This window comes from Natranaeroarchaeum aerophilus (assembly GCF_023638055.1).
Classification (GTDB): Archaea; Halobacteriota; Halobacteria; order Halobacteriales; family Natronoarchaeaceae; genus Natranaeroarchaeum; species Natranaeroarchaeum aerophilum.
Window position 1 is genome coordinate 192313 of record NZ_JAKRVY010000001.1, and the last position, 18372, is coordinate 210684.

Genomic DNA, 18372 nt, shown 5'->3' on the forward strand with positions numbered 1-18372 from the left:
AATGAGCACGAACGACACTACGGACGACACGGACGACGGCATCGACAGCTCCGGCCTTCCGCTGGGGCGCAGAAACTTCATGAAGGCGAGCGCCGTTGGCGCGGTCGCCGCCGGGCTAGGCACCGGCCTCAGCAGTCTCACCTCGGTCGTCGAGGCGGACAACTACCGTGACGCTCTGGTTGAACACACTGGTGACTGGAAGCCAAGTTGCTGTGCGGGCTGTACGTCCTGGTGTTCGGCGGAGATCCTCGTCGATGACCGGACCAACCGCGTCATCAGGACTCGGGGACACGCGGATTCCGAGATTCACGGAACCCACGACTGCCCGCGACAGGATCTGGGCATTCAGCAACTGTACGACCCCGACCGGGTCACACAACCGATGAAGCGGACGAACCCGGAGAAAGGAAGGGATGTCGATCCGGAGTTCGAGCCCATCAGCTGGGAGGAGGCGATCGACATGCTGGCAGAGGAGATCATGGAGCTTCGGGAGAACGAGGAACCTGAGAAGTTCATGGTCACCCGCGGGCGGTATACCTACCTGCGGCCGATCCTCTACAGCTACTTGCCGAAGATCATCGGGTCGCCGAACAACATCTCCCACAGCGCGATCTGTGCGGAGGCCGAGAAGTTCGGGCCGATGTACACCGAAGGCGAGTGGTCCTACCGACAGTACGACGTTCAGAACGCCCAGTACGTGATCGCATGGGGCGCAGACCCTATTTCGACGAACCGGCAGGTTTCCCACTACTCCAACGAGTTCGGCGACCTGCTCGATCGGGCGACTGTCGCGGTCGTCGAACCGCGGCTCTCGTCGACAGCCACGAAATCCGACGAGTGGCTGCCTGTCGAACCGGGCCACGACGGCGCGCTCGCCTCGGCGATGGCCCACGTCATTCTCCGCGAGGGGCTGTGGCACCGCGAGTTCGTCGGCGACTTCGACGACGGTGAGAACCGCTTTATCCCCGGTGAACAGGTTGATCCCGACACGTTCGAGGAATCCGAGAACAGCCAGGGCGTCGTCGAGTGGTGGAACGAAGAGCTGTACGACAAGGATCCAGAATGGGCCGCCGAGGAAGCCGGCGTCCCCGCAGAGCAGATCGAACGGGTCGCCATCGGATTCGCGGAGGCCGGCCCGAACGCGATTTCGTGGCTGGGTGGCGGTCCGTGTATGCAGATTCGTGGGAGCTACACTGCAATGGCCGTCCACGCACTCAACGGACTCGTCGGGTCCGTCGGTAACCGCGGCGGGACGCTGTACGCACCGGGCACCGGCGTTGAGGACATGCCTGCCCCGGACGAGTATATCGACGACGTTGCTGAAGCGGGGATCGACAACGAGAAAATCGACCAGCGCGGTCGCCTGGAATTCCCCGCGCTCAAGGGCGGTGAGTCCGGCGGTGGTGTCGTCACGAACAACGCTGCCGACGGGATCATCGACGAGGATCCAAACGAAATCAAGGTGCTGATCTCGTACTGGAACAACTACGCGTTCTCGAACCCAGAAAGCCAGCGCTGGGAGGAGGCCTTAGAGAAGATACCGTTCCACGCCACGATCGAAACCCATGCCAGCGAGACGGCCTGGTTCGCAGACCTGATCCTGCCGGCGACCCACCACCAGTTCGAGCGATGGGGCCAGCTCCGGAGCACCGGGGCCGGCTACCGGACGATCAACCTGCATACGCCAGTGCTGGCCGACGATCCGGACGATCCCGCGGACGTCCTCGAAAACGGCCGGCTGTGGGACGTCAAGACCGACGAGACGGAGATCCCCTACCTGCTGGCCGAGGCACTGGCCGACAGAGGGTTCGAGAACATGCTGGAGTACTTCGAAAACGAGTACCCGGATCCGGAGACGGGCGAGTCACTGCGTGAGGAAATATCGGGCGACGACTTCGAGTCCCGGGAGCTTCGCGCACAGGCGTTCTCGCGTAACGCCACCAAAGTCCGCACACAGCCAATTTGGGATCCCGACTACCGCGAGAACGAGTTCGACTGGCCCGGCGGCGAGGAGTTCGACGACTGGGTCGAGTTCCGCGAACGCGGCATCTGGCACACCGAGAAGTGGGAGTACCGCCACCGCTGGCCCTCGGAGGGCGGCGAGTTCGCCACCGATACCGGCGTCTTCGAGTTCGACGGGGAGACGCTACAGAACGCTCTCGAAGGCCACGCTGACCGGCACGATACGGACGTCGACGACGTGCTGGAGACGTGCAACTACCAGGGTCGCGTCGACGATCCGGACGCGCCCGACGCGTTCGTCCCCCACTACGAGGAGCCGTACGGGATGGGTGACGAGTCCGAGTATCCGTTCAAATTCGTGGACTACAAGGATCGGCTCAACCGAGAAGGACGCTCCGCGAACACGACGTGGCTCCACGAGTTCAAAGACGTCAACCCGGGTGACGAACCACACAAGGACCTCGCGAAAATCAACCCACGGGACGCCGAGGAGCTCGGTCTCGAAGACGGTGACCGCATCAGCATCGCGTCACCCGCTGGCGAGATTGAAGTAGAAGTCAAGCTGTGGGAGGGTATCCGCCCCGGAACCGTCGCCAAAACCTGGGGGCAGGGCCACTGGGCCTACGGCGAGGTCGCGTCCGAGGAGTTTGGCGAGGAAGCACGCGGTGGATCGAACAACGAGATCATCGTCGCGGACTACGACCGGCTGAGCGGGAGTTCGGTGTTCTACGGCGACGTCTGGGTCGACATCGAGAAGGCGTAATCCGGCCCGGTTTGAACCGTTTTCGGGTCGGACTATTGCGAGCGGTCGGAGGGCACGGACAGATTGATCTACACACATGACACACACCAAAACGATGAACGAACGGTCGGAAAGCGCGGTCGCCGCGGAGCGGCGTCGGGCGACCACGTACAGTCTACTCGCCGCGCTGTTCCAGCCGCCGGACGACGTGGGACTGGATGCGCTGGCGGAGACTGACGAATCGGACGTCTCGATCGCTGTCAGCCCCCTCGCCGACGCAGCGGCGGACGCGAACGAGCTGACACTCGACCACGCCGGGCTGTTCGTCGGCCCGTTCGAGCTGGAGGCACCGCCGTACGAGTCGGTCTACGTCGACAGTGAGACTCAGGTGATGACTGAGTCGACTGCACAGGTACAGGCCGAGTACAACGAAGCAGGCGTCGACATCGACCTCGACGAACCTGCCGATCACGTCGCGGCGGAGCTGGAGTTCACCTTCCTGCTCGTCGCTACGGAGATCGAAGCGCTCGAAGCCGGAGAGTTCGATGCCGCGGAACACTACCTCGAACGCCAGTACGAATTCCTCTCGGAGCATCTCGGCCGGTGGATCTCGGAGCTCGCAGAGAACATGCGCGAGCACGCCGACACCGAGTTCTACTCGATGCTCGCTGACGAAGCCCAGTCGTTCGTCGAGGGGGACGGCAAGCGACTCGCGGACAGGCTCAACCGGCTCGATGCGACCGACGACGACTTGGCTACGGTGCTCGAAGACGGTGATACAAATGACAGTTGACGAAGACCAGATCCGCGAACGGCTCCGTGCGGTCGAGGATCCGGCGCTCGGGCAGGACATTGGGTCGCTGGGACTGATCGACGATGTCCGCATCGAGGACGGCGTCGCCCACGTCTCCGTGGCGTTTAACGCACCATACTCCACCGACGAGAAGGCGATGGGCGATCGAATCCGCGAGGAGATCCGCGAGCTCGATCTCGAACCGGAGCTGTCGGTGAGCCTCTCGTGGGAGGATCCGGACAGTCCGCTCCCGGACGTCCGGAATGTCATCCCGATAGCGTCGGGTAAAGGCGGCGTCGGAAAGACGACAGTTGCGACGAATCTCGCAACAGCGCTCGCACAGACCGGCGCTCGCGTCGGGCTGCTGGACGCCGATATTTACGGCCCGAACGTGCCCGGGATGCTCGGGATCGAAGCGCAGCCAGGGTTGACTGAAGAGAACCTGATCCTCCCGCCGGAGGTCGACGGTATCAAGCTGATGAGCATGGCGTTTCTCACCGACGACGACACCGATCCCGCCATGCTGCGCGGCCCGATGGTCGACAAACTCCTCTCGGAGCTGATCGAGGAAACCCAGTGGGGCGAACTCGACTATCTGCTGGTCGATCTCCCTCCCGGCACCGGTGACGAGCAGCTGACCCTGCTCCAGAGCGTCCCCGTGACTGGCGCGGTTGTCGTGACGACGCCCGAGGACATCGCGCTCTCGGATGTCCGTAAAGGGATCCGCATGTTCCACGATCGGGGGACACCAGTGCTCGGGATCGTCGAAAACATGAGCTCGTTTTTGTGTCCGTCCTGTGGCGACGAACACGAGCTTTACGGCAGCGGCGGCGGCGCGGACCTCGCCGCGGAGTTCGACGTCCCGCTGCTCGCCGAGATCCCGATGGATCCGGAGATCCGTTCGGGAAGCGACGCCGACAAACCCGTGACCGTCCTGCAGGAGACGGCGGCGGCCGAACACTTCCTCGATCTCCGTGCTGTAGTTACGAACCGCATCGGCGCGGTCAACCGTGCGATCGTCGGTGAACTAGATCCCGACGACGAAGACACCCCGCTAGTCCCGATGCCACAGCAAGAACCCAAGGTAGAAAGCGACCAGTGAACTGCCCCTGCCACCTCAGTCGCCGATGGCGACTTTCTTGAGCTAGGCGCTTCCTCGTTTCGCGACATCCTCGCCGCGCCCGAAGACGCGGACAGCCGCCTGTTCTCTGTCACGACCTCGGTCACCAGTCGATGACGTCGATCTCCTCCCCGTCGACGCCCTCGGGAAGGTCACCGATCCGCTCACGCGCTTCGTCGACGAGAGTTTTGGCTACTGCAAACCGGCCCGCATCCGGTGCTCTGATGACACCGTTTTGATCAAACCTATCCGGGACGACGTTTCGGACCCGGTTCCACCGTCCATCGCCGAGTTCGGCAACAAAGTAGTATGCACGAGCATCGGGGAGCGTGTCGGCGACCCCATCGAAACCGGTTATGCGGTCCGGCTCCTCGTCGGCTATCAGGTCAACCGTCGAGAAGTCGTCTCGATGGTCCATGACGAAGGGAACGAGATCCGCGTTGACGCTCGCGTACGCCGTGGCACGCGCCAACTCAGCGGCGTCGTCATCCTCGAAGGCTGTCCAGTCCAGACACTCGACCATCCGGAGCTCGTCGTCCAACAGGACAGTCCCGTACGCGAGTCGGGCCTCTTCGAGACGGTCGAGAACATCCGCGAGAGGGTCGCTATCGTCGGCCATACCCCTCGTTTGTGGTCACGATACAACCACTTTTTCATCACGAATCAAGGCGGATACCCCGGGGTCGTCCGAAAATCACTGGTTGGCGGGATCACGAAAATCGGAGATTCCCGAACGACTTGACCCCGAGGCAGTTGACGAGGAGCGGCGGGCAACCGTCAACAGCGTCAGCTTTCGACAGGGTCGGCGATTTCGTGGAGTTCGTCGGCAGTGATCTCGACTCGCCCCCCGTCCGCTCCCGATCCGGAGACCGGCTCGAAGGATAGTTCGAGCTCGTGCCAGTCACCGATTCGGGCTGTCTCGTCGAGGATCTCGGCCTCGCTGAATCCCGCTTTGTGCTCGGTGACGACGACGGTGTTCGAGCGGCGACCCGTGGCTCTCGACTCGAGTTTGAGCTCGTACGTATGCCAGTCGCCAAAGCGCGCGGTCACGTCGAGAATCTCCCCTTCTTCGAAGCCACCGATCGTCTCGGTGATCTCGTAGCTGTTCCGTGCCATGCAGATATTCGTACGGTATGAGGCCTGAAAAGCATATTCACGGGGAATTACCCATATATACGATCGGCGTATGTATCCGCAGACCCCTCCCGATACCCCGTTGTCTGTGGCGGTGGGCAGTGAGTTCCGCGTTGACACGTCAGCCAGTGAGTCACGCAGGTAGTGCTTTCAGGATCGGACGGGCGTCGCGCAACGGCTTGAACTCGTACCCCAACTCGTCGAGTAACCGCTCGATCTCTTCGCCGTCGGTATGGACTTCACAGTAGATCACCCGCGGTCGATCCCGCTCGATCGTCGTCCGCAATCCGCGCAGAACGGCCGCATCGGCACCTTCCGCGTCGATCTTGAGTACATCTGGAGATGGGACTGTTCCGGACGCGACGAGGCTATCCCCGTCGACCGTCTCGATGGTGATTGTATCCGATAGGCGCTCGCCATGTGCACCGGAAACGTGGGCGGCCGAGCTGGGTGCCGCGGTAAACTCGACCGTACTCGCTTTCTCGTGGAGTGCCACCTCGTGGACATCGATGTCGTGGCCGGTCGTCTCCACGACCGTTCGGAGTCGGTTAGCAGTGGTCGGGTGCGGCTCGAACGCGACCACGTCGATCTCGTCGTGAACACTCGAAGCCACGACAGCGTGCCATCCCAGATGGGCACCGACGTCGTAGAACACGTCTCCTGGCTCCAGCTCACCGACCAGGTCCTCGAACAGCCGGATCTCGGGATGCATCCAGCGAAAGCGCTGGTACTGCCAGTACGTCTCCAAGGGGAGTTCGACGTCGATTCCGCCGACCTCGTGGACGATCGAGTCCCGTCGGGAAAGGCGGATAGCATTCGGGGGACGTCCAGCCACCAGTACAGCGATTTCAGGTGCGTATGAACGCCGAGCCGACGCGTGGCACGTTTCAGATAGCCAGTGTACAGGCGACCGTCCGAAAGCATGCTGAATAGATTATTCGTTGGGATACTCGTTATTGACTGTTCGGCCGGTCGACGATCCGTTGTGCACCACCGACCGCGATGAGGGAGAGGACGATCCCCGCGAGGACGTCGATCAGCCAGTGGATTCCCAGCGCCATCGTCGCGACGACAATCGAGGCTGCAAGCACCGACGCCAGCCCGAACCAGCGTCGGAACTCCTCGCGAGTCATCGCGGCGAGCAAGAAGACGGTCGCCGATAGCGACGTATGCAGCGAGGGGAAGACGTTCGTGTTCGTGTTCCACAGCGCGGTGAGATGCGTGATATCCGGAACGAGTTCGAGCAACGGTGCATCCGCGCTCGACCCATCGCTCGACCGGTCGGCGTTTCTGGGGCCATAGGCGACGACCGAGGCGTAGAACACGACCGCGACAGCGTAGTTGATCGCGTAGGCCGTCACGAGGAGTTTGAGCGGCCGGGCTCGCTCGGCAAAGAGATAGATGAGGACCGGGCCAATCAACAGGAGCGCGTAGCCGACGACGTAGACCGCCGAAAAGTACGGCATCACGATGTCGGGAAGCAGTGACTGAAACGTCACGACGAAATTGCCCTCGATGGCGTGGATCGTCGCAGTTGCCTCGAAGCCGTACGCGTGAGAGAAACGTTCGATATAGCTCTGAGAACCCTTGTTGACGATGAGAACGAGCGCCAGGAGGAGGACGAAGGGGCCGACTGATCGGAGGCGGTCCCGAACCCAATCGGGTCGGTGCCGGATCTCGTGGAACCGTTGGGGGCCGAGACACCACCAGCAGACGAGCGAGAGGCCAACAGCGGTAACCACGATGACAGTCAGAAAGAGTACGAGGACCTCGGTCGGAAGCACGGATTCGTACTGAGATTGGCCGAGAACTATATTAATACACTGGTTACAGAAATCCGAAAGAAGCCTCCACGCGAGGCGTCACGACTCGACGGGCTTTGCGACGCTGGACAGCTGGTCTGCCGTGAGCTCGATACGTCCTTCACTCCGAGTCGACTCTGCTCCGGGCTCGAACGCGAGACCGCACTCGTGCCAGTCGCCGATCCGTGCAGTCACATCGAGGATCTCAGCCTCACCGAAGCCGGCGTCGTGCTCGGTGACAACGACCGTTTTCGTGCGATGCTCCGCTCGTTCCGGTTCGAGCTTCAAATCGTATGCATGCCAGTCACCGAACCGGGCGGTGACGCAAAGAACCTCTCCCTGCTTGAAACCGCCAAACGGTTGGGTGACTTCGTACCGAATCCGACTCATACGGAAGATAGTACCTGTGATAGCTCAAAAAGGGCAGTTCCTAGTAGCAATGTCTTTTATATAACCCAGAATAGAGGGCGAATGGCTCAGCCCGTGTGCTTCGAGTAAGACGACCACGGTTGGTCGGAAGATCATACTCTCCAGCGGGGGCAAGTCCCACGTCGAGAGAGCCCACCAGATGGTTACCAGGGTCGTTCAACCAGTGTCGAATATCTGTGGTTCGTCCGCTGGGTCGACATCAGCGAGGGCGCGAATCACTTTCGTCGCGAAATAGTACCCGATGCTGAAGTAGCCGACGAGCAGTACCACAGTGACCACCGACAGCGCGATGTTGACCGTCACAAACAGGGCGAACGTGGCGGCAAATGAGGAGCGCTGTAGTTCTTCGACGTGGTTTAGATCGCGATATGCCTCGACGGTTTCCGGGATCGGATCCGGATATTTTTCTTCACCTCCGTGAAATGCAAGATATCGGATATGGAGACGGCCTACAAAGTAGCCGACGATGGCTACTGGCATCGTAAAGAGGATGAGCGACGGAAACCAGACTGGCAGCATGGAACTACTACGCGGTGTATTACGTCCTCAACGCTGAAATACCTGCTTGGTAGCAACGCATCGACGACCGTTCTGATATTGCCGGTGCCGCCGTCGACGTGTCATAGAATCATTGATAGGTTTCGAATTCGCTGTAGCTGGAACGAGCCAGCTGCCACGTGGGTGTGTAATTGGGTACTGAAGAAAATGATATCTGGGAGTAATAAACCGGTTGATCTGCAAGACGTAGAGCCTGTAGTCACCGCTTGAGTGAGCTAACCGGGGCCGACTTTCCATCAACGAGCGGGCATTTTTCCCGAGAGGTTGAGAACCGACGATACACCTATTTTGATGGTCGGGGGATTACAGGTATGGGGCGTTATCGTTCACACCAGTCGGTAAAGCGTGCGTCCGAACTCGTACGTGCCACTGCTCCATGGGTATTCCCACTTCTGTATCTTGGCTGGGCGTACCTGTTTTGGCTGCCGGTAATTACGTCGGAAGCCTCGGTCTGGTCGTACCCGAACGTGGTTCTGTTACTGATTGGCGGGGTAAGTCCGCTGCTGGCCGGACTCGTACTGTTGTGGATGAACCACGGACGAGCCGGGTTCGCCGATCTCCGTCGGCGATTGCTCGAAGTCGGTCGAATCAGTGGCCGATGGTGGCTGGTCATCGTGCTGTTCTACCCGCTGTTCAATCTCGGTACGGCTGCTGTTGCGCTCGTTACCGGGTTCACTGCCGAACCATTGGCGTTCATCGGCTCTGACCGACTGTTTGACCCCGGAGCGCTGTTTTTCTTGCTTGCGGTCGCCGTCCTCTTCCCCGCAATCGAAGAGATCGGTCTCCGTGGCTACTGGTTCGATCAGCTCCAGGCACGCTGGAGCGCACTCGTGAGCAGTTTGATTTTGGGGGCTGTGTGGGCGCTGTGGCACGTTCCACTTTTTTACATGTCCGGCTACTACGAGGGGACGACGTTCCAGCCCGAACTGTGGTGGTTTCTACCGAGCATCGTTCTGACTGCGATCATCGGGACGTGGGTCTACAACAATACTGGTCGGAGCGTCCTCGCAGTCATCGTGTTTCACTTCTTCGGAAACTTCACCGGCGAGACGATGGGATTTGCTGCCGAACTGTATCCGTACGTCCACATGGGGACTGTGATTGTCGCGTTCGCGCTCGTGATCCGGTTCGGGCCGAGTTCGCTACGAGGCCGGGATACTCCGCGACCGTTACCAGATTGGAGAACTGACAGCTAAGCTCCGTGACCGATACGCACGCTCTATTTGACAGGAGCGACTTCACTCGTCGATCATTCTCGGGAATACTGCCATCAGGAACAGGAGTATTGCAACGAAAGAAAGCGAACCACCGAGCAAGTGAGCAAGTCCCGGCAAGAACAGGTCAGCCACTGGATATGCCAGTCCCCACCAGAAGACGAGTAAGACAACCGCTACGCTTGCAACGACACCTCGTTTCAAACGAGAATGCTCTGCAACGGGGGCGAATGTTCTTGGCCCATTCCGAACCTCGCGGCCGAGAAGCCATGCTAGCCCTGCCCCAGCGATTCCGAGAACGCCTACCCCTATTCGACCGGCAGTTTCTACCCGGGAATATGTGCGAGCGAGCGAGATTGTCGCAAGTCCGCGACTATCGGTCCATTCTTTGAGTATGGCAGCGATCAATCGGAGGCTTCGCTCGCTGTTGGTGAGAATCACGATCCCGTCGCCGGTCCCCGGGACGCTGTGATACCAAGTCCACGTCCCGGTTCCCTGCCCTCCATGTGAGACTGCTCGATACCCATCTGGAAGGGTCTCGACGAGGTGACCAAGCCCGTACGCATCTGACGCGTACCGGTAAAACCCGGTCGTCTCCACTTCCTTCGAGTGCAGTTGCGTAACACGCTCGGGACGCAGCACGTCCCTGCCGGGTTCTCGTCCGTCGGCTGCTGGCATCCCTGCTGCAACGAAGGTAGCAATGTCTTCCACGGTCGCATATAGCATTCCGTGGGCCAGCGGTGCTTCACGATACGGCTCGACTGCCTCACCGGATCGCTCGTGGCTGGTCGCAAGCCCAGACTGCAGGGCTTCATCCAGATCGAACGTCGCTGTGTCCATTCCGAGCGGCTCGAACACGGTGGTTTCCATGTACTGTGCGTAATCTTGTCCGGTAACCTCCTCGATGAGCAGTTCGAGCAGTGCGTATCCGGGATTCGAATACCGGAACGTCGTGCCAGGAGAGTCCGCCGGTCGTGCTGGCGGCGTCCCTGCGTTCCCGCAGATGGCTTCCTCAAGCGAGGGGACCGGCGACACGGCCGAATAGTTCGTGTATACGCCTTCTGGAAGACCTGCAGTGTGACTGAGGAGCCGTCGGACGGTCACCTCGTCCCACGCCTCCGAGTCGGGGAGTTGTGCTGCCGGAATATACTCGCTGACCGCCGTATCGAGACCGATTTCTCCCCGCTCGACGAGGGCCATTACACCCCACGCAGTGATCGATTTCGTGATCGACTGTGGTCGGCAGAGGGTGTCCTGGGTCATCGGGCGGTTCGTCTCCCGATCAGTGTCGCCGTATGCGTTGGCCCACGATACTTCACCATCGGTGATGACTGCAACGGCGACACCGGGAACGTCGTATCGGTTGAGCAATGTCGGGACGCGGTCGTCCAGAACGGATGCAAGGTCTTCGTCGTCACCAGTAGTTCGCTCCGAGAGAAGGGAAATACCAGTAATTCCCGTAACCGCGGCGGTAGAAGACCGACGGAGATAGTCGCGGCGTGAGTACCCCATGTGGTTCGGTTGGTATGAGAGAGAATAATTATGTCTTTGATTCTCAAGCTGTCGAAATGCTGCATACGCGCCCTAAGTCTTGTACGATGCTTTTGACAAGTATTTGGTGACAGACACATCCTGGCAATCGCCACTACTTGTTTTGTGCCAACAATCGACGGATCCACGAAAAGTATTCCGCGGGCCTTGCTTGCCAAACTCGCTACTGTCAGAAGTCGATAACATATCCCACCCGATCGCGCCGCTGCGCGCGACGAGTGAGACCTCACAGTCAGGCTCTATCGCGTTATGTCCGGGATAATAACCGGTTCATTGCGCGTGTCAGAGACCGGATAGTCCAGCCCGCTACGAAGTGTAGAATAGCATATGTATTTTCTTCTGCGGAAAAATAAGCACGTCCCATCCCTAGCAGACGCTGTGACGAACAACACGTACAGCGATGTCAGATCGGAGATGCGGCTCGCGTTCCACATGTCGATCAGGTCGAAGATGATACTCACCGTCGGCACGCTCTTACTTTCGACGCTGGCCGCACCGGCAGTCCACTTCCGGCGTGACTACATCAGACAGATCGAGGGGACGGGGATCTTCGCCGAGTCTATGAGCATGACTGCAGGCATCGCACTCCTGTTAGGAAACGTGAGTTCCTTCGTCGTTGGTCTCTATACGCTAAAGTGGGTCCGAGACCGTGAGAAGGCGTCTTCGTTGACGAAAGCGGAGATACGGAAGAAGCTCCGTATCGAGGATGTGTTCATGTATTTTCAGTTTTTTGGGACGCTGTTGGTCCTGGTACCGCTTGTCCCGCTTGTACTCGGAGGACTCTTCCCCGATATCATCGAGCCGATGTACAATGCCGGTATTACGGTGTACAACCCCTTCGATCTGGTCTTGCTCGACATCCGGTACATCGCCCTCGTCACCGGCGGCGGGTTCGGGCTGCTGCTGGGCGTGATGTGGTGGATCGTAAAATAAGAAACCACCGAGAAGGTAGATAACCGGCCGTATCGTGTCGACCAATACGGCCAAGCTATCCACTGTAAGGTATTTCTGATAGAGTGTGGCACAATGTATTGTATGTCACAGAACTCTGAGCGCCACGATGACCACCCCGACGGGAAAAGCTGCTCGAGTCGTCGCGTGAAAGCTGACCCGGAGCGTCGCCGCCTGTTGGTCGCAATGGGAGGAGTCGGTACGGTGGCGATCTCGGGTTGTCTCGATATGTTCGACGACGAGGACGACCCTGAAGAGGAGCCTGAGGCAGAAGACGACCCTGACGAGGAAGACGATCCGGAGGAGGAAACAGAGGACGACCCTGAGGAGGAAGCGCAGGTGTACGAAGTCGAGTTCCTGGAGTTCGACGAGACGATCGAGGTCGACGAAGACGAGGCACTGCTGTACGCCGGGCTGGACCAGGGATGGGATCTACAATACGCCTGTGAAGTCGGGACCTGCGGTCAGTGCACAGCCCGGTACGACGGCGATGCAAACGAGGTTATCAGCCACGATGGCAACGAGTTCCTCGAAGAAGAACAGATCGAGGACGGCTGGTTGCTCACGTGTGTCGCTTTCCCAGAAGACGACTTTGCAATCGAAACGAACGTTCAGCCCGAGGAAGAGTGAGGGTCTCTACGAGGATTGTGTGGAGTTGAAGAAAATGTGACATTCTGGATTCGAACTGACTGCAGACTCGCTACCACTCGTCTGCCGGAGTTCAAATCCACTCGATGACGATTCTGTGGCTCACAGGTACGTTCGCAACAAGAATAGTCCATCCTGGATTCGAACCAGGGTCGAAGCCCCCAGAAGGCTTCAGGATTGGCCGCTACCCCAATGGACTGCGTCCAACCGTCAGTACTTGGCAGCGGAACATAAGGGTTGCGTGATGTGCTTCGTGTGGTTATGCGTCACACAGAGCGTCAGGACGGCTCGACACCGACACCGCTTTTTTGTTCCACGTCGGAGCACGAGACATGTACGTCGGACGCTTCGTCGTCGTCGGCCCATCGGTGGGCGCGTATCGAGTATCGTCGCGGTCGTTCCCGAACCGAAAGATCGTCGAGCGCGATGGAGCGTTGACCGTCGTGCCGACCGAAGACGCGGCGGAGACCGACAACCCCTACGTATCCTACAACTGCGTTCGAACGGCGGGCGAGTCCGTCGTGCTCGGCAACGGTTCGCACGTCGACCCGATCACGGAAAAGCTCGAACTGGGCTATCCCACACGGGACGCGCTCGCGGAAAGCCTGCTCGCGCTGGATTACGAGAAGGACGACTACGACACCCCACGGATCGCGGGCGTGATCGGTGAGGACGCCTACATCGGCACCGTTCGGAAGGATGCCCTGCTGGTCGAGCAGGTCGAGGAGCCAACCCTTGTAGCGACCTACGAGAAGGATTCGCCGGAAGCGTTCGAATTCGACGCCGAAACGGCAGCGGACGCGGCGACCGAGGCGTACGATCTGGAGCTCGAACACGCCGTCTGTGCGGCTGGCATCGAGCGCGGGGAGGACGGCATCTCGCTGGCGATCGAAAACGGCGAGTAAGCGATCGCGGCCGAATTCTGAAGGCCCCACGACTCGTAGCGGTGGGTATGAACGTCGGCGTCATCTCTGACGTACACGGAAACAAGGTCGCGCTCGACGCCGTGATCGAGGATATGCCGCCGGTCGATGCGCTGGTCTGTGCGGGCGACGTCGTCGGCTACAACCCCTGGCCCGCCGAGTGCGTCGACGAGCTACGGGACCGAGACGTGCCGACGGTGATGGGAAACCACGACCGAGCAGTTGCAAGCGGGTCGACGTTCCGGTTCAACAACATGGCTGCGGCGGGTGTCGAGTACGCACAGGCGGAGCTCAGCGATGACCAATTCGAGTGGCTCGAATCGCTCCCGGACGACCGCGTCGAACTGGACGGGACCGTGAAACTCGTCCACGGGCATCCCGACGATCCGGATCGGTACACGTATCCCGACGAGTTCAGTGCACGGATGCTGGAGGGCGAGGACGTACTGGTGATGGGCCACACTCACGTTCAGCACTGCGAGCGGTACGGCGAAGGCATCGTCCTGAATCCCGGAAGCGTCGGCCAGCCCCGTGACGGCGATCCGCGAGCAGCCTACGCAGTGGTCGATCTCGACGGGATGGACGTTGACCTCCATCGGGTCGAGTACGAGATCGACGCCGTGATTGAGGCCGTTGAAGCAGCGGGGCTCCCCGAACGGATCGGACAGCGATTAAAAAAGGGTCAGTAGCTCAGAACCGTTTTTGCATGATTTCGAGTGCAGTCTCCCGATCCGACCAGTCGACGAAGACGGCGATGCTCGTCGCGCTCGTGATCACGTCGAGGATGTTGATCCCTTCCGCGGCGAGCGGTTCGATAATCTCCGAAAGGACGCCGGGCTGGTTGGGGAGCTGACCACCGGTGACCCGGATCACCGCGATGCCGTCGTCGACCGTAATGCTCGACAGTGGCTCCTGGTCGACCACTTCACGGTGGAGGACGGTTTCGGCGTCCTCGGCCTGTGATTCGTCGACGTAGAAGGTGATCGAGTCCATCCCTGAGGCGACGGCGTCGACGTTGATATCGCTCGCGCCGAGTGCGGTCGTGAGGTCCTGAAGCACGCCCGGGCTGTTCCGGATCGCGCGACCCGCGACGGTCATGCAGGCGAGCGGTTCGTCACGCATATCGACGAGGCTGCGGAACTGGCCTTCGACCTGCGTCCCCCCGGTAAGCAGATCACCGTGCTGGTAGTGGACGACGCGGACGCCCATGTTGCCTTCTTTGTACGCCAGGGCGCTCGGTGCAACGACTTCCGCCCCACGGAAGGAGAGGTTCCGGAGTTCGTCGACCGTGATCTCGCCGACGTTCCGGGCACCCTCGACGACGCGGGGATCGCCGGTCATGACGCCTTCGACGTCAGTGACAATCACGACCTCGTCGGCGTCCATGTACTTGCCGAGCATAACGGCGGTCGTGTCACTCCCACCGCGGCCAAGTGTGGTCAGCGAGCCATCGGGTGCCTGCGCGAGAAAGCCGGTGATGACCGGGACGACGTTGCTGAGACTTCCAGCGACTTCCTGTGCGCGTTCGTGGGTTTTTTCGACATCGACCTCGCCGTCCTCGTCGGTCAGGACGGGCCACTCGTCACTGCCGGGCTCGAGGAAGACGGCGTCGACGCCCCGAGCGTTGAGTGCCGCCTTGAGCATTCGGACACTCGTGCGTTCGCCCATACTGACGATTTCGGCCCGGTCGACCGGTTCGGTCTCGAAAGAGATCTCCGAGAGCAGGTCATCAGTCGTGCTCCCCATCGCGCTGGCGACGACCGCGATCTCGTGGCCCTGCTCGACGGCTTTTGCGATCGAGTCGGCGGCCCGGTCGATCCGTTCGCCACTCCCGAGACTCGTCCCCCCGAACTTCGCGACTACTCGCATGCTACCACCTGAATACTCGTGTGACTGTGGGTCATGGGGGTGAGTAACCAAGGGGACCGGATAACTGTGTTCATTGCGATCCGACCCCGACAGTCGTTCGTGAACGGTTGGGCGGTTATTCGTGCCTCAGTCTTCTGGGCCGGCCCCGTCTGGATCGTCAGTTGAAGCGGAGCCGTTAGTTTTGGTGGATGATGTCTCTCCGTTCATCTCTTCCACTGGCGAGAACGTAACTGTCGACACGAGTCGTCCCAAACTGTATATCCACGTGGGTCAATAGCATGCACCATGGAGATACGGGACGCAGTCGAAGCGGACGCCGATGAGATCGCGTCGATCGCGGACGCGCCGACCGACGTGATGCGGAATCTCGTCCACGACCGAACTGTCCGTGTCGCCGAACCTGACGGGACCGCAACCGACCCGAACGCCGATACGGATCGGTCAGACGGTGAACTACTCGGCTTCGTCAGTTTCGACGCCAGACGACAGACGGTACACGTCACCCAGCTAGACGGCACTGCCGAGGCGTGTCAGAAGCTGCTCGGAGAGCCGATTAGATTCGCTAAACGGGAGGGAATGGACGTCGAGCTGCTCGCTCCCGACTCCGAGCCAGCAGTAGCGACGGCCGCAGAAGAACTCGGGTTTGTCACGGCAGGTCGGGGGCCGACGTTCAACGGTACTGGAACGATACGATACCGGCTCGAAGCGTGAACACCAGTGGGCACGCAAGAATACACGATAACCGTCAATCAGCGGTCTGATCACTTCGCACGCCTGCACCGGCTGGCGATTCGTATTTTAGGTCCGCTGCGAGGTTCGGATGACAGTCAGTACAGACAAGCCGTACTTGCCGATGGGTCATCACGTCCGCCCGGACGCGATGTTCGAAGCGGTGTGGGACATCGTCACCGCAGTTCTCACAGGAGTCCATGACAACTATACACACACTCCGAGAATATATAAAGTTTCTCTTTTCGGCCACGATTGCGATACAGACATCCACCACATGCCGAAATAGTGTGAAAACCTACACAAAGATCAGTAGAACTTCCGGATAGTGGTGTCGAGCGTGTCGAGATCGACGATCGGCGCGTACCCCGAATCGGGGTCGATGTTGACGCTCTTCTGGAAATCGGTCTGAGCCTGCCAACACCCGGAATTAATCGCGAGGACGTTTCGGTATTTGCCGTAGCCGAGTTTGTGGACGTGACCCGTATGGAAGATGTCGGGCACCTCGTCGATGACGAGATAATCCTTCTCTTCGGGCGCAAGTCGCATATGACCGCCGTACTGGGGCGCGACGTGACGTTTCTTCAGTAGATGGTACATCGGCTTTTCGGGCTCATCGTACGTAGCTTTCTCGTCTGGGAACTCGGCAATAATTTCGTCGAGCGAGACGCCATGGTACATGAGCACGGAGACCCCTTCGATGGTGACCATGGACGGATTGCTGGTGATCCGGGCATCGTGAGCGCTCATAATGTCGCGGAGTTCTTCATCGAAGCCGGGTTGCGGTTCGGCCAGACGAACGGCATCGTGGTTCCCGGGAATCATGATTATCTCGATATCGCCGGGGATCGATTTGAGGTGCTCCGCGAACGCCTCGTACTGATCGTAAATATCGACGATATCGAGTTCGTCGTCCTGATCGGGGTAGATACCGACTCCTTCGACCATGTCGCCCGCGATTAGCAGGTACTCGACGGATTCGGCCGCCTCGGTGTGGAGCCAGTTCGCGAATCGGTTCCACGCGTCTTCCATGAACTCCTGACTTCCGACGTGAACGTCGCTGATGAGCGCCGCCTGGACGTGTCGGTCGGCAGTGGACGGCTCGAAGGTCCGCGGGACGTCGGGGAAATAAAGCGAGTCGACAAAGAGGATCCCCCCATCGTCCGCGAGGGTTCCCTCGACAGCGATTACCTCGTCTAGCAGTAGTTCGTCAACCAGGTCGGCGAACTCGCGATCTTTCATCACGAGACAGGGAAAGGTTCCCGAGGTGTCTTCGAGTTCGATCAGCCAGTGTCCGCTTGCCGTCGAGCGAATATCGTTGACCATACCGACAATAGCTGCGTCGCTGTTGCCGCCCATCGCTTCGAGTGTGTCGGTCGGACGATGGTTGACGCGACCACGGAGCTGGTCGCTCAGTCGCTCAAACCGATCACGGAACACGTCGACGAAGTCGTCGTACTCCCCGGTACCGGTACTCCGACCGGTCATATCGTTGGCGATCTCGACGGATCGGTGAGCGGAATCGCCGCGGTTTGCGCCGGCACCGCCGCCAAAGGCGGTCGACGCGTCAGTCGCGGTAACCGTCTCGTCCCCGCTTGTAACCCCCTTTGTTTCAGGTGGAGTACCCCCATTGTCGGCTGGTCGTTCGGACCCAGTGGTTCCAGTTGAAACAGAGGGGTCGGTGTCGGGGTCGGTCGGGTCGCTGTCGGGTGATTGGCAGTCCTCGGCGATGACGTTCCGGACCTGCTCTGTGGTGACCGTCAACGCGTCATCTGGCGTAGCCTCGACGACTGCTTGCAGCGTCCGTGCCGGATTATCCGCGGAGGCGATCAGCGTCACCGCTTCTCGATCGGCATTATAACCGTGACGAGCGAGTTCGCGAACGATTCTGGCGGGAGCTTCCAGCGGCACTACACGTAGCATACCCGTAGTCGGTCAAAAGCGTGC

At 60.1% G+C, this 18372-nt stretch carries 19 protein-coding genes and 1 tRNA gene; 9 read left to right on the top strand and 11 right to left on the bottom strand.

Annotated features, from left to right (window positions below):
• The first annotated feature begins 1 nt into the window (after position 1).
• The 3 genes from AArcSt11_RS00940 (at position 2) to AArcSt11_RS00950 (ending at position 4599) form a co-directional block, all read left to right on the top strand.
• Complete coding sequence (locus AArcSt11_RS00940; RefSeq protein WP_250593745.1) at positions 2–2725, top strand: molybdopterin-dependent oxidoreductase; 2724 nt, start codon at positions 2–4, stop codon at positions 2723–2725.
• A gap of 94 nt (positions 2726–2819) precedes the next feature.
• Entirely contained in the window at positions 2820–3497 is a 678-nt protein-coding gene (locus AArcSt11_RS00945; protein WP_250593746.1) for a TorD/DmsD family molecular chaperone, read from the top strand.
• Positions 3487–4599: an Mrp/NBP35 family ATP-binding protein gene (locus AArcSt11_RS00950; protein ID WP_250593747.1), complete on the top strand. Its 1113-nt coding sequence runs from the start codon at positions 3487–3489 to the stop codon at positions 4597–4599. The genes AArcSt11_RS00945 and AArcSt11_RS00950 overlap by 11 nt, the downstream gene beginning before the upstream one ends.
• Before the next feature lie 121 nt (positions 4600–4720).
• Here the strand turns inward: AArcSt11_RS00950 and AArcSt11_RS00955 are convergent, their stop codons facing one another.
• The 6 genes from AArcSt11_RS00955 to AArcSt11_RS00980 form a co-directional block, all read right to left on the bottom strand.
• Entirely contained in the window at positions 4721–5236 is a 516-nt protein-coding gene (locus AArcSt11_RS00955; RefSeq protein ID WP_250593748.1) for a hypothetical protein, read from the bottom strand.
• Positions 5237–5403: 167 nt separating this feature from the next.
• On the bottom strand, positions 5404–5733 hold the full coding sequence (locus AArcSt11_RS00960; protein ID WP_250593749.1) for a hypothetical protein: 330 nt from the start codon (positions 5731–5733) through the stop codon (positions 5404–5406).
• Positions 5734–5884: 151 nt separating this feature from the next.
• Positions 5885–6586 (bottom strand): FkbM family methyltransferase, encoded by a 702-nt coding sequence (locus AArcSt11_RS00965; RefSeq protein ID WP_250593750.1) that lies wholly within the window; start codon positions 6584–6586, stop codon positions 5885–5887.
• A 118-nt stretch (positions 6587–6704) separates the two neighbouring features.
• Complete coding sequence (locus AArcSt11_RS17020) at positions 6705–7535, bottom strand: phosphatase PAP2 family protein (protein ID WP_250593751.1); 831 nt, start codon at positions 7533–7535, stop codon at positions 6705–6707.
• Between the two features lie 78 nt (positions 7536–7613).
• The gene (locus AArcSt11_RS00975) at positions 7614–7943 is read right to left on the bottom strand and encodes a hypothetical protein (RefSeq protein ID WP_250593752.1); all 330 of its coding nucleotides are present in this window, start codon (positions 7941–7943) and stop codon (positions 7614–7616) included.
• 195 nt (positions 7944–8138) lie between these two features.
• Positions 8139–8501, bottom strand: a complete 363-nt coding sequence (locus tag AArcSt11_RS00980) for a hypothetical protein (RefSeq protein ID WP_250593753.1) — start codon at positions 8499–8501, stop codon at positions 8139–8141.
• Between the two features lie 566 nt (positions 8502–9067).
• Here AArcSt11_RS00980 and AArcSt11_RS00985 point away from each other — a divergent pair.
• Complete coding sequence (locus AArcSt11_RS00985) at positions 9068–9736, top strand: CPBP family intramembrane glutamic endopeptidase (protein ID WP_250593754.1); 669 nt, start codon at positions 9068–9070, stop codon at positions 9734–9736.
• Between the two features lie 42 nt (positions 9737–9778).
• On the opposite strand, the gene AArcSt11_RS00990 is transcribed toward AArcSt11_RS00985, so the two are convergent.
• Positions 9779–11266, bottom strand: a complete 1488-nt coding sequence (locus AArcSt11_RS00990; protein WP_250593755.1) for a serine hydrolase domain-containing protein — start codon at positions 11264–11266, stop codon at positions 9779–9781.
• Positions 11267–11683: 417 nt separating this feature from the next.
• Between AArcSt11_RS00990 and AArcSt11_RS00995 the strand changes: the two genes are divergently transcribed.
• Both AArcSt11_RS00995 and AArcSt11_RS01000 read left to right on the top strand, forming a co-directional pair.
• Positions 11684–12238 (top strand): hypothetical protein, encoded by a 555-nt coding sequence (locus AArcSt11_RS00995; protein WP_250593756.1) that lies wholly within the window; start codon positions 11684–11686, stop codon positions 12236–12238.
• Positions 12239–12340: 102 nt separating this feature from the next.
• Positions 12341–12886 (top strand): 2Fe-2S iron-sulfur cluster-binding protein, encoded by a 546-nt coding sequence (locus tag AArcSt11_RS01000; RefSeq protein WP_250593757.1) that lies wholly within the window; start codon positions 12341–12343, stop codon positions 12884–12886.
• A 144-nt stretch (positions 12887–13030) separates the two neighbouring features.
• Here the strand turns inward: AArcSt11_RS01000 and AArcSt11_RS01005 are convergent.
• Positions 13031–13103 (bottom strand) — tRNA-Gln (locus AArcSt11_RS01005).
• Positions 13104–13236: 133 nt separating this feature from the next.
• Between AArcSt11_RS01005 and AArcSt11_RS01010 the strand changes: the two genes are divergently transcribed.
• Both AArcSt11_RS01010 and AArcSt11_RS01015 read left to right on the top strand, forming a co-directional pair.
• The gene (locus tag AArcSt11_RS01010) at positions 13237–13809 is read left to right on the top strand and encodes an IMP cyclohydrolase (RefSeq protein WP_250593758.1); all 573 of its coding nucleotides are present in this window, start codon (positions 13237–13239) and stop codon (positions 13807–13809) included.
• 47 nt (positions 13810–13856) lie between these two features.
• On the top strand, positions 13857–14516 hold the full coding sequence (locus AArcSt11_RS01015; protein ID WP_250593759.1) for a metallophosphoesterase family protein: 660 nt from the start codon (positions 13857–13859) through the stop codon (positions 14514–14516).
• Position 14517: 1 nt separating this feature from the next.
• On the opposite strand, the gene AArcSt11_RS01020 is transcribed toward AArcSt11_RS01015, so the two are convergent.
• Positions 14518–15696, bottom strand: a complete 1179-nt coding sequence (locus tag AArcSt11_RS01020) for an aspartate kinase (protein ID WP_250593760.1) — start codon at positions 15694–15696, stop codon at positions 14518–14520.
• A gap of 285 nt (positions 15697–15981) precedes the next feature.
• On the opposite strand from AArcSt11_RS01020, the gene AArcSt11_RS01025 reads away from it, so the two are divergent.
• Complete coding sequence (locus AArcSt11_RS01025; RefSeq protein WP_250593761.1) at positions 15982–16407, top strand: hypothetical protein; 426 nt, start codon at positions 15982–15984, stop codon at positions 16405–16407.
• Between the two features lie 34 nt (positions 16408–16441).
• Here AArcSt11_RS01025 and AArcSt11_RS01030 read toward each other — a convergent pair whose 3' ends face one another.
• Positions 16442–16627 carry a hypothetical protein gene (locus tag AArcSt11_RS01030; protein ID WP_250593762.1) on the bottom strand — a complete coding sequence of 62 codons (186 nt, stop codon included), beginning with the start codon at positions 16625–16627 and terminating at the stop codon, positions 16442–16444.
• Between the two features lie 107 nt (positions 16628–16734).
• Entirely contained in the window at positions 16735–18336 is a 1602-nt protein-coding gene (locus tag AArcSt11_RS01035) for a DNA-directed DNA polymerase II small subunit (RefSeq protein ID WP_250593763.1), read from the bottom strand.
• Positions 18337–18372 lie beyond the last annotated feature (36 nt).

Coding starts and splice junctions, on each gene's coding strand:
- AArcSt11_RS00975 (WP_250593752.1), bottom strand. CDS start 7,943: ATGAGTCGGATTCGGTACGAAGTCACCCAACCGTTTGGCGGTTTCAAG.
- AArcSt11_RS00945 (WP_250593746.1), top strand. CDS start 2,820: ATGAACGAACGGTCGGAAAGCGCGGTCGCCGCGGAGCGGCGTCGGGCG.
- AArcSt11_RS00985 (WP_250593754.1), top strand. CDS start 9,068: ATGAACCACGGACGAGCCGGGTTCGCCGATCTCCGTCGGCGATTGCTC.
- AArcSt11_RS01020 (WP_250593760.1), bottom strand. CDS start 15,696: ATGCGAGTAGTCGCGAAGTTCGGGGGGACGAGTCTCGGGAGTGGCGAA.
- AArcSt11_RS01030 (WP_250593762.1), bottom strand. CDS start 16,627: ATGGACTCCTGTGAGAACTGCGGTGACGATGTCCCACACCGCTTCGAA.
- AArcSt11_RS00960 (WP_250593749.1), bottom strand. CDS start 5,733: ATGGCACGGAACAGCTACGAGATCACCGAGACGATCGGTGGCTTCGAA.
- AArcSt11_RS00940 (WP_250593745.1), top strand. CDS start 2: ATGAGCACGAACGACACTACGGACGACACGGACGACGGCATCGACAGC.
- AArcSt11_RS01010 (WP_250593758.1), top strand. CDS start 13,237: ATGTACGTCGGACGCTTCGTCGTCGTCGGCCCATCGGTGGGCGCGTAT.
- AArcSt11_RS00955 (WP_250593748.1), bottom strand. CDS start 5,236: ATGGCCGACGATAGCGACCCTCTCGCGGATGTTCTCGACCGTCTCGAA.
- AArcSt11_RS01015 (WP_250593759.1), top strand. CDS start 13,857: ATGAACGTCGGCGTCATCTCTGACGTACACGGAAACAAGGTCGCGCTC.
- AArcSt11_RS01025 (WP_250593761.1), top strand. CDS start 15,982: ATGGAGATACGGGACGCAGTCGAAGCGGACGCCGATGAGATCGCGTCG.
- AArcSt11_RS01000 (WP_250593757.1), top strand. CDS start 12,341: ATGTCACAGAACTCTGAGCGCCACGATGACCACCCCGACGGGAAAAGC.
- AArcSt11_RS00990 (WP_250593755.1), bottom strand. CDS start 11,266: ATGGGGTACTCACGCCGCGACTATCTCCGTCGGTCTTCTACCGCCGCG.
- AArcSt11_RS00950 (WP_250593747.1), top strand. CDS start 3,487: ATGACAGTTGACGAAGACCAGATCCGCGAACGGCTCCGTGCGGTCGAG.
- AArcSt11_RS00980 (WP_250593753.1), bottom strand. CDS start 8,501: ATGCTGCCAGTCTGGTTTCCGTCGCTCATCCTCTTTACGATGCCAGTA.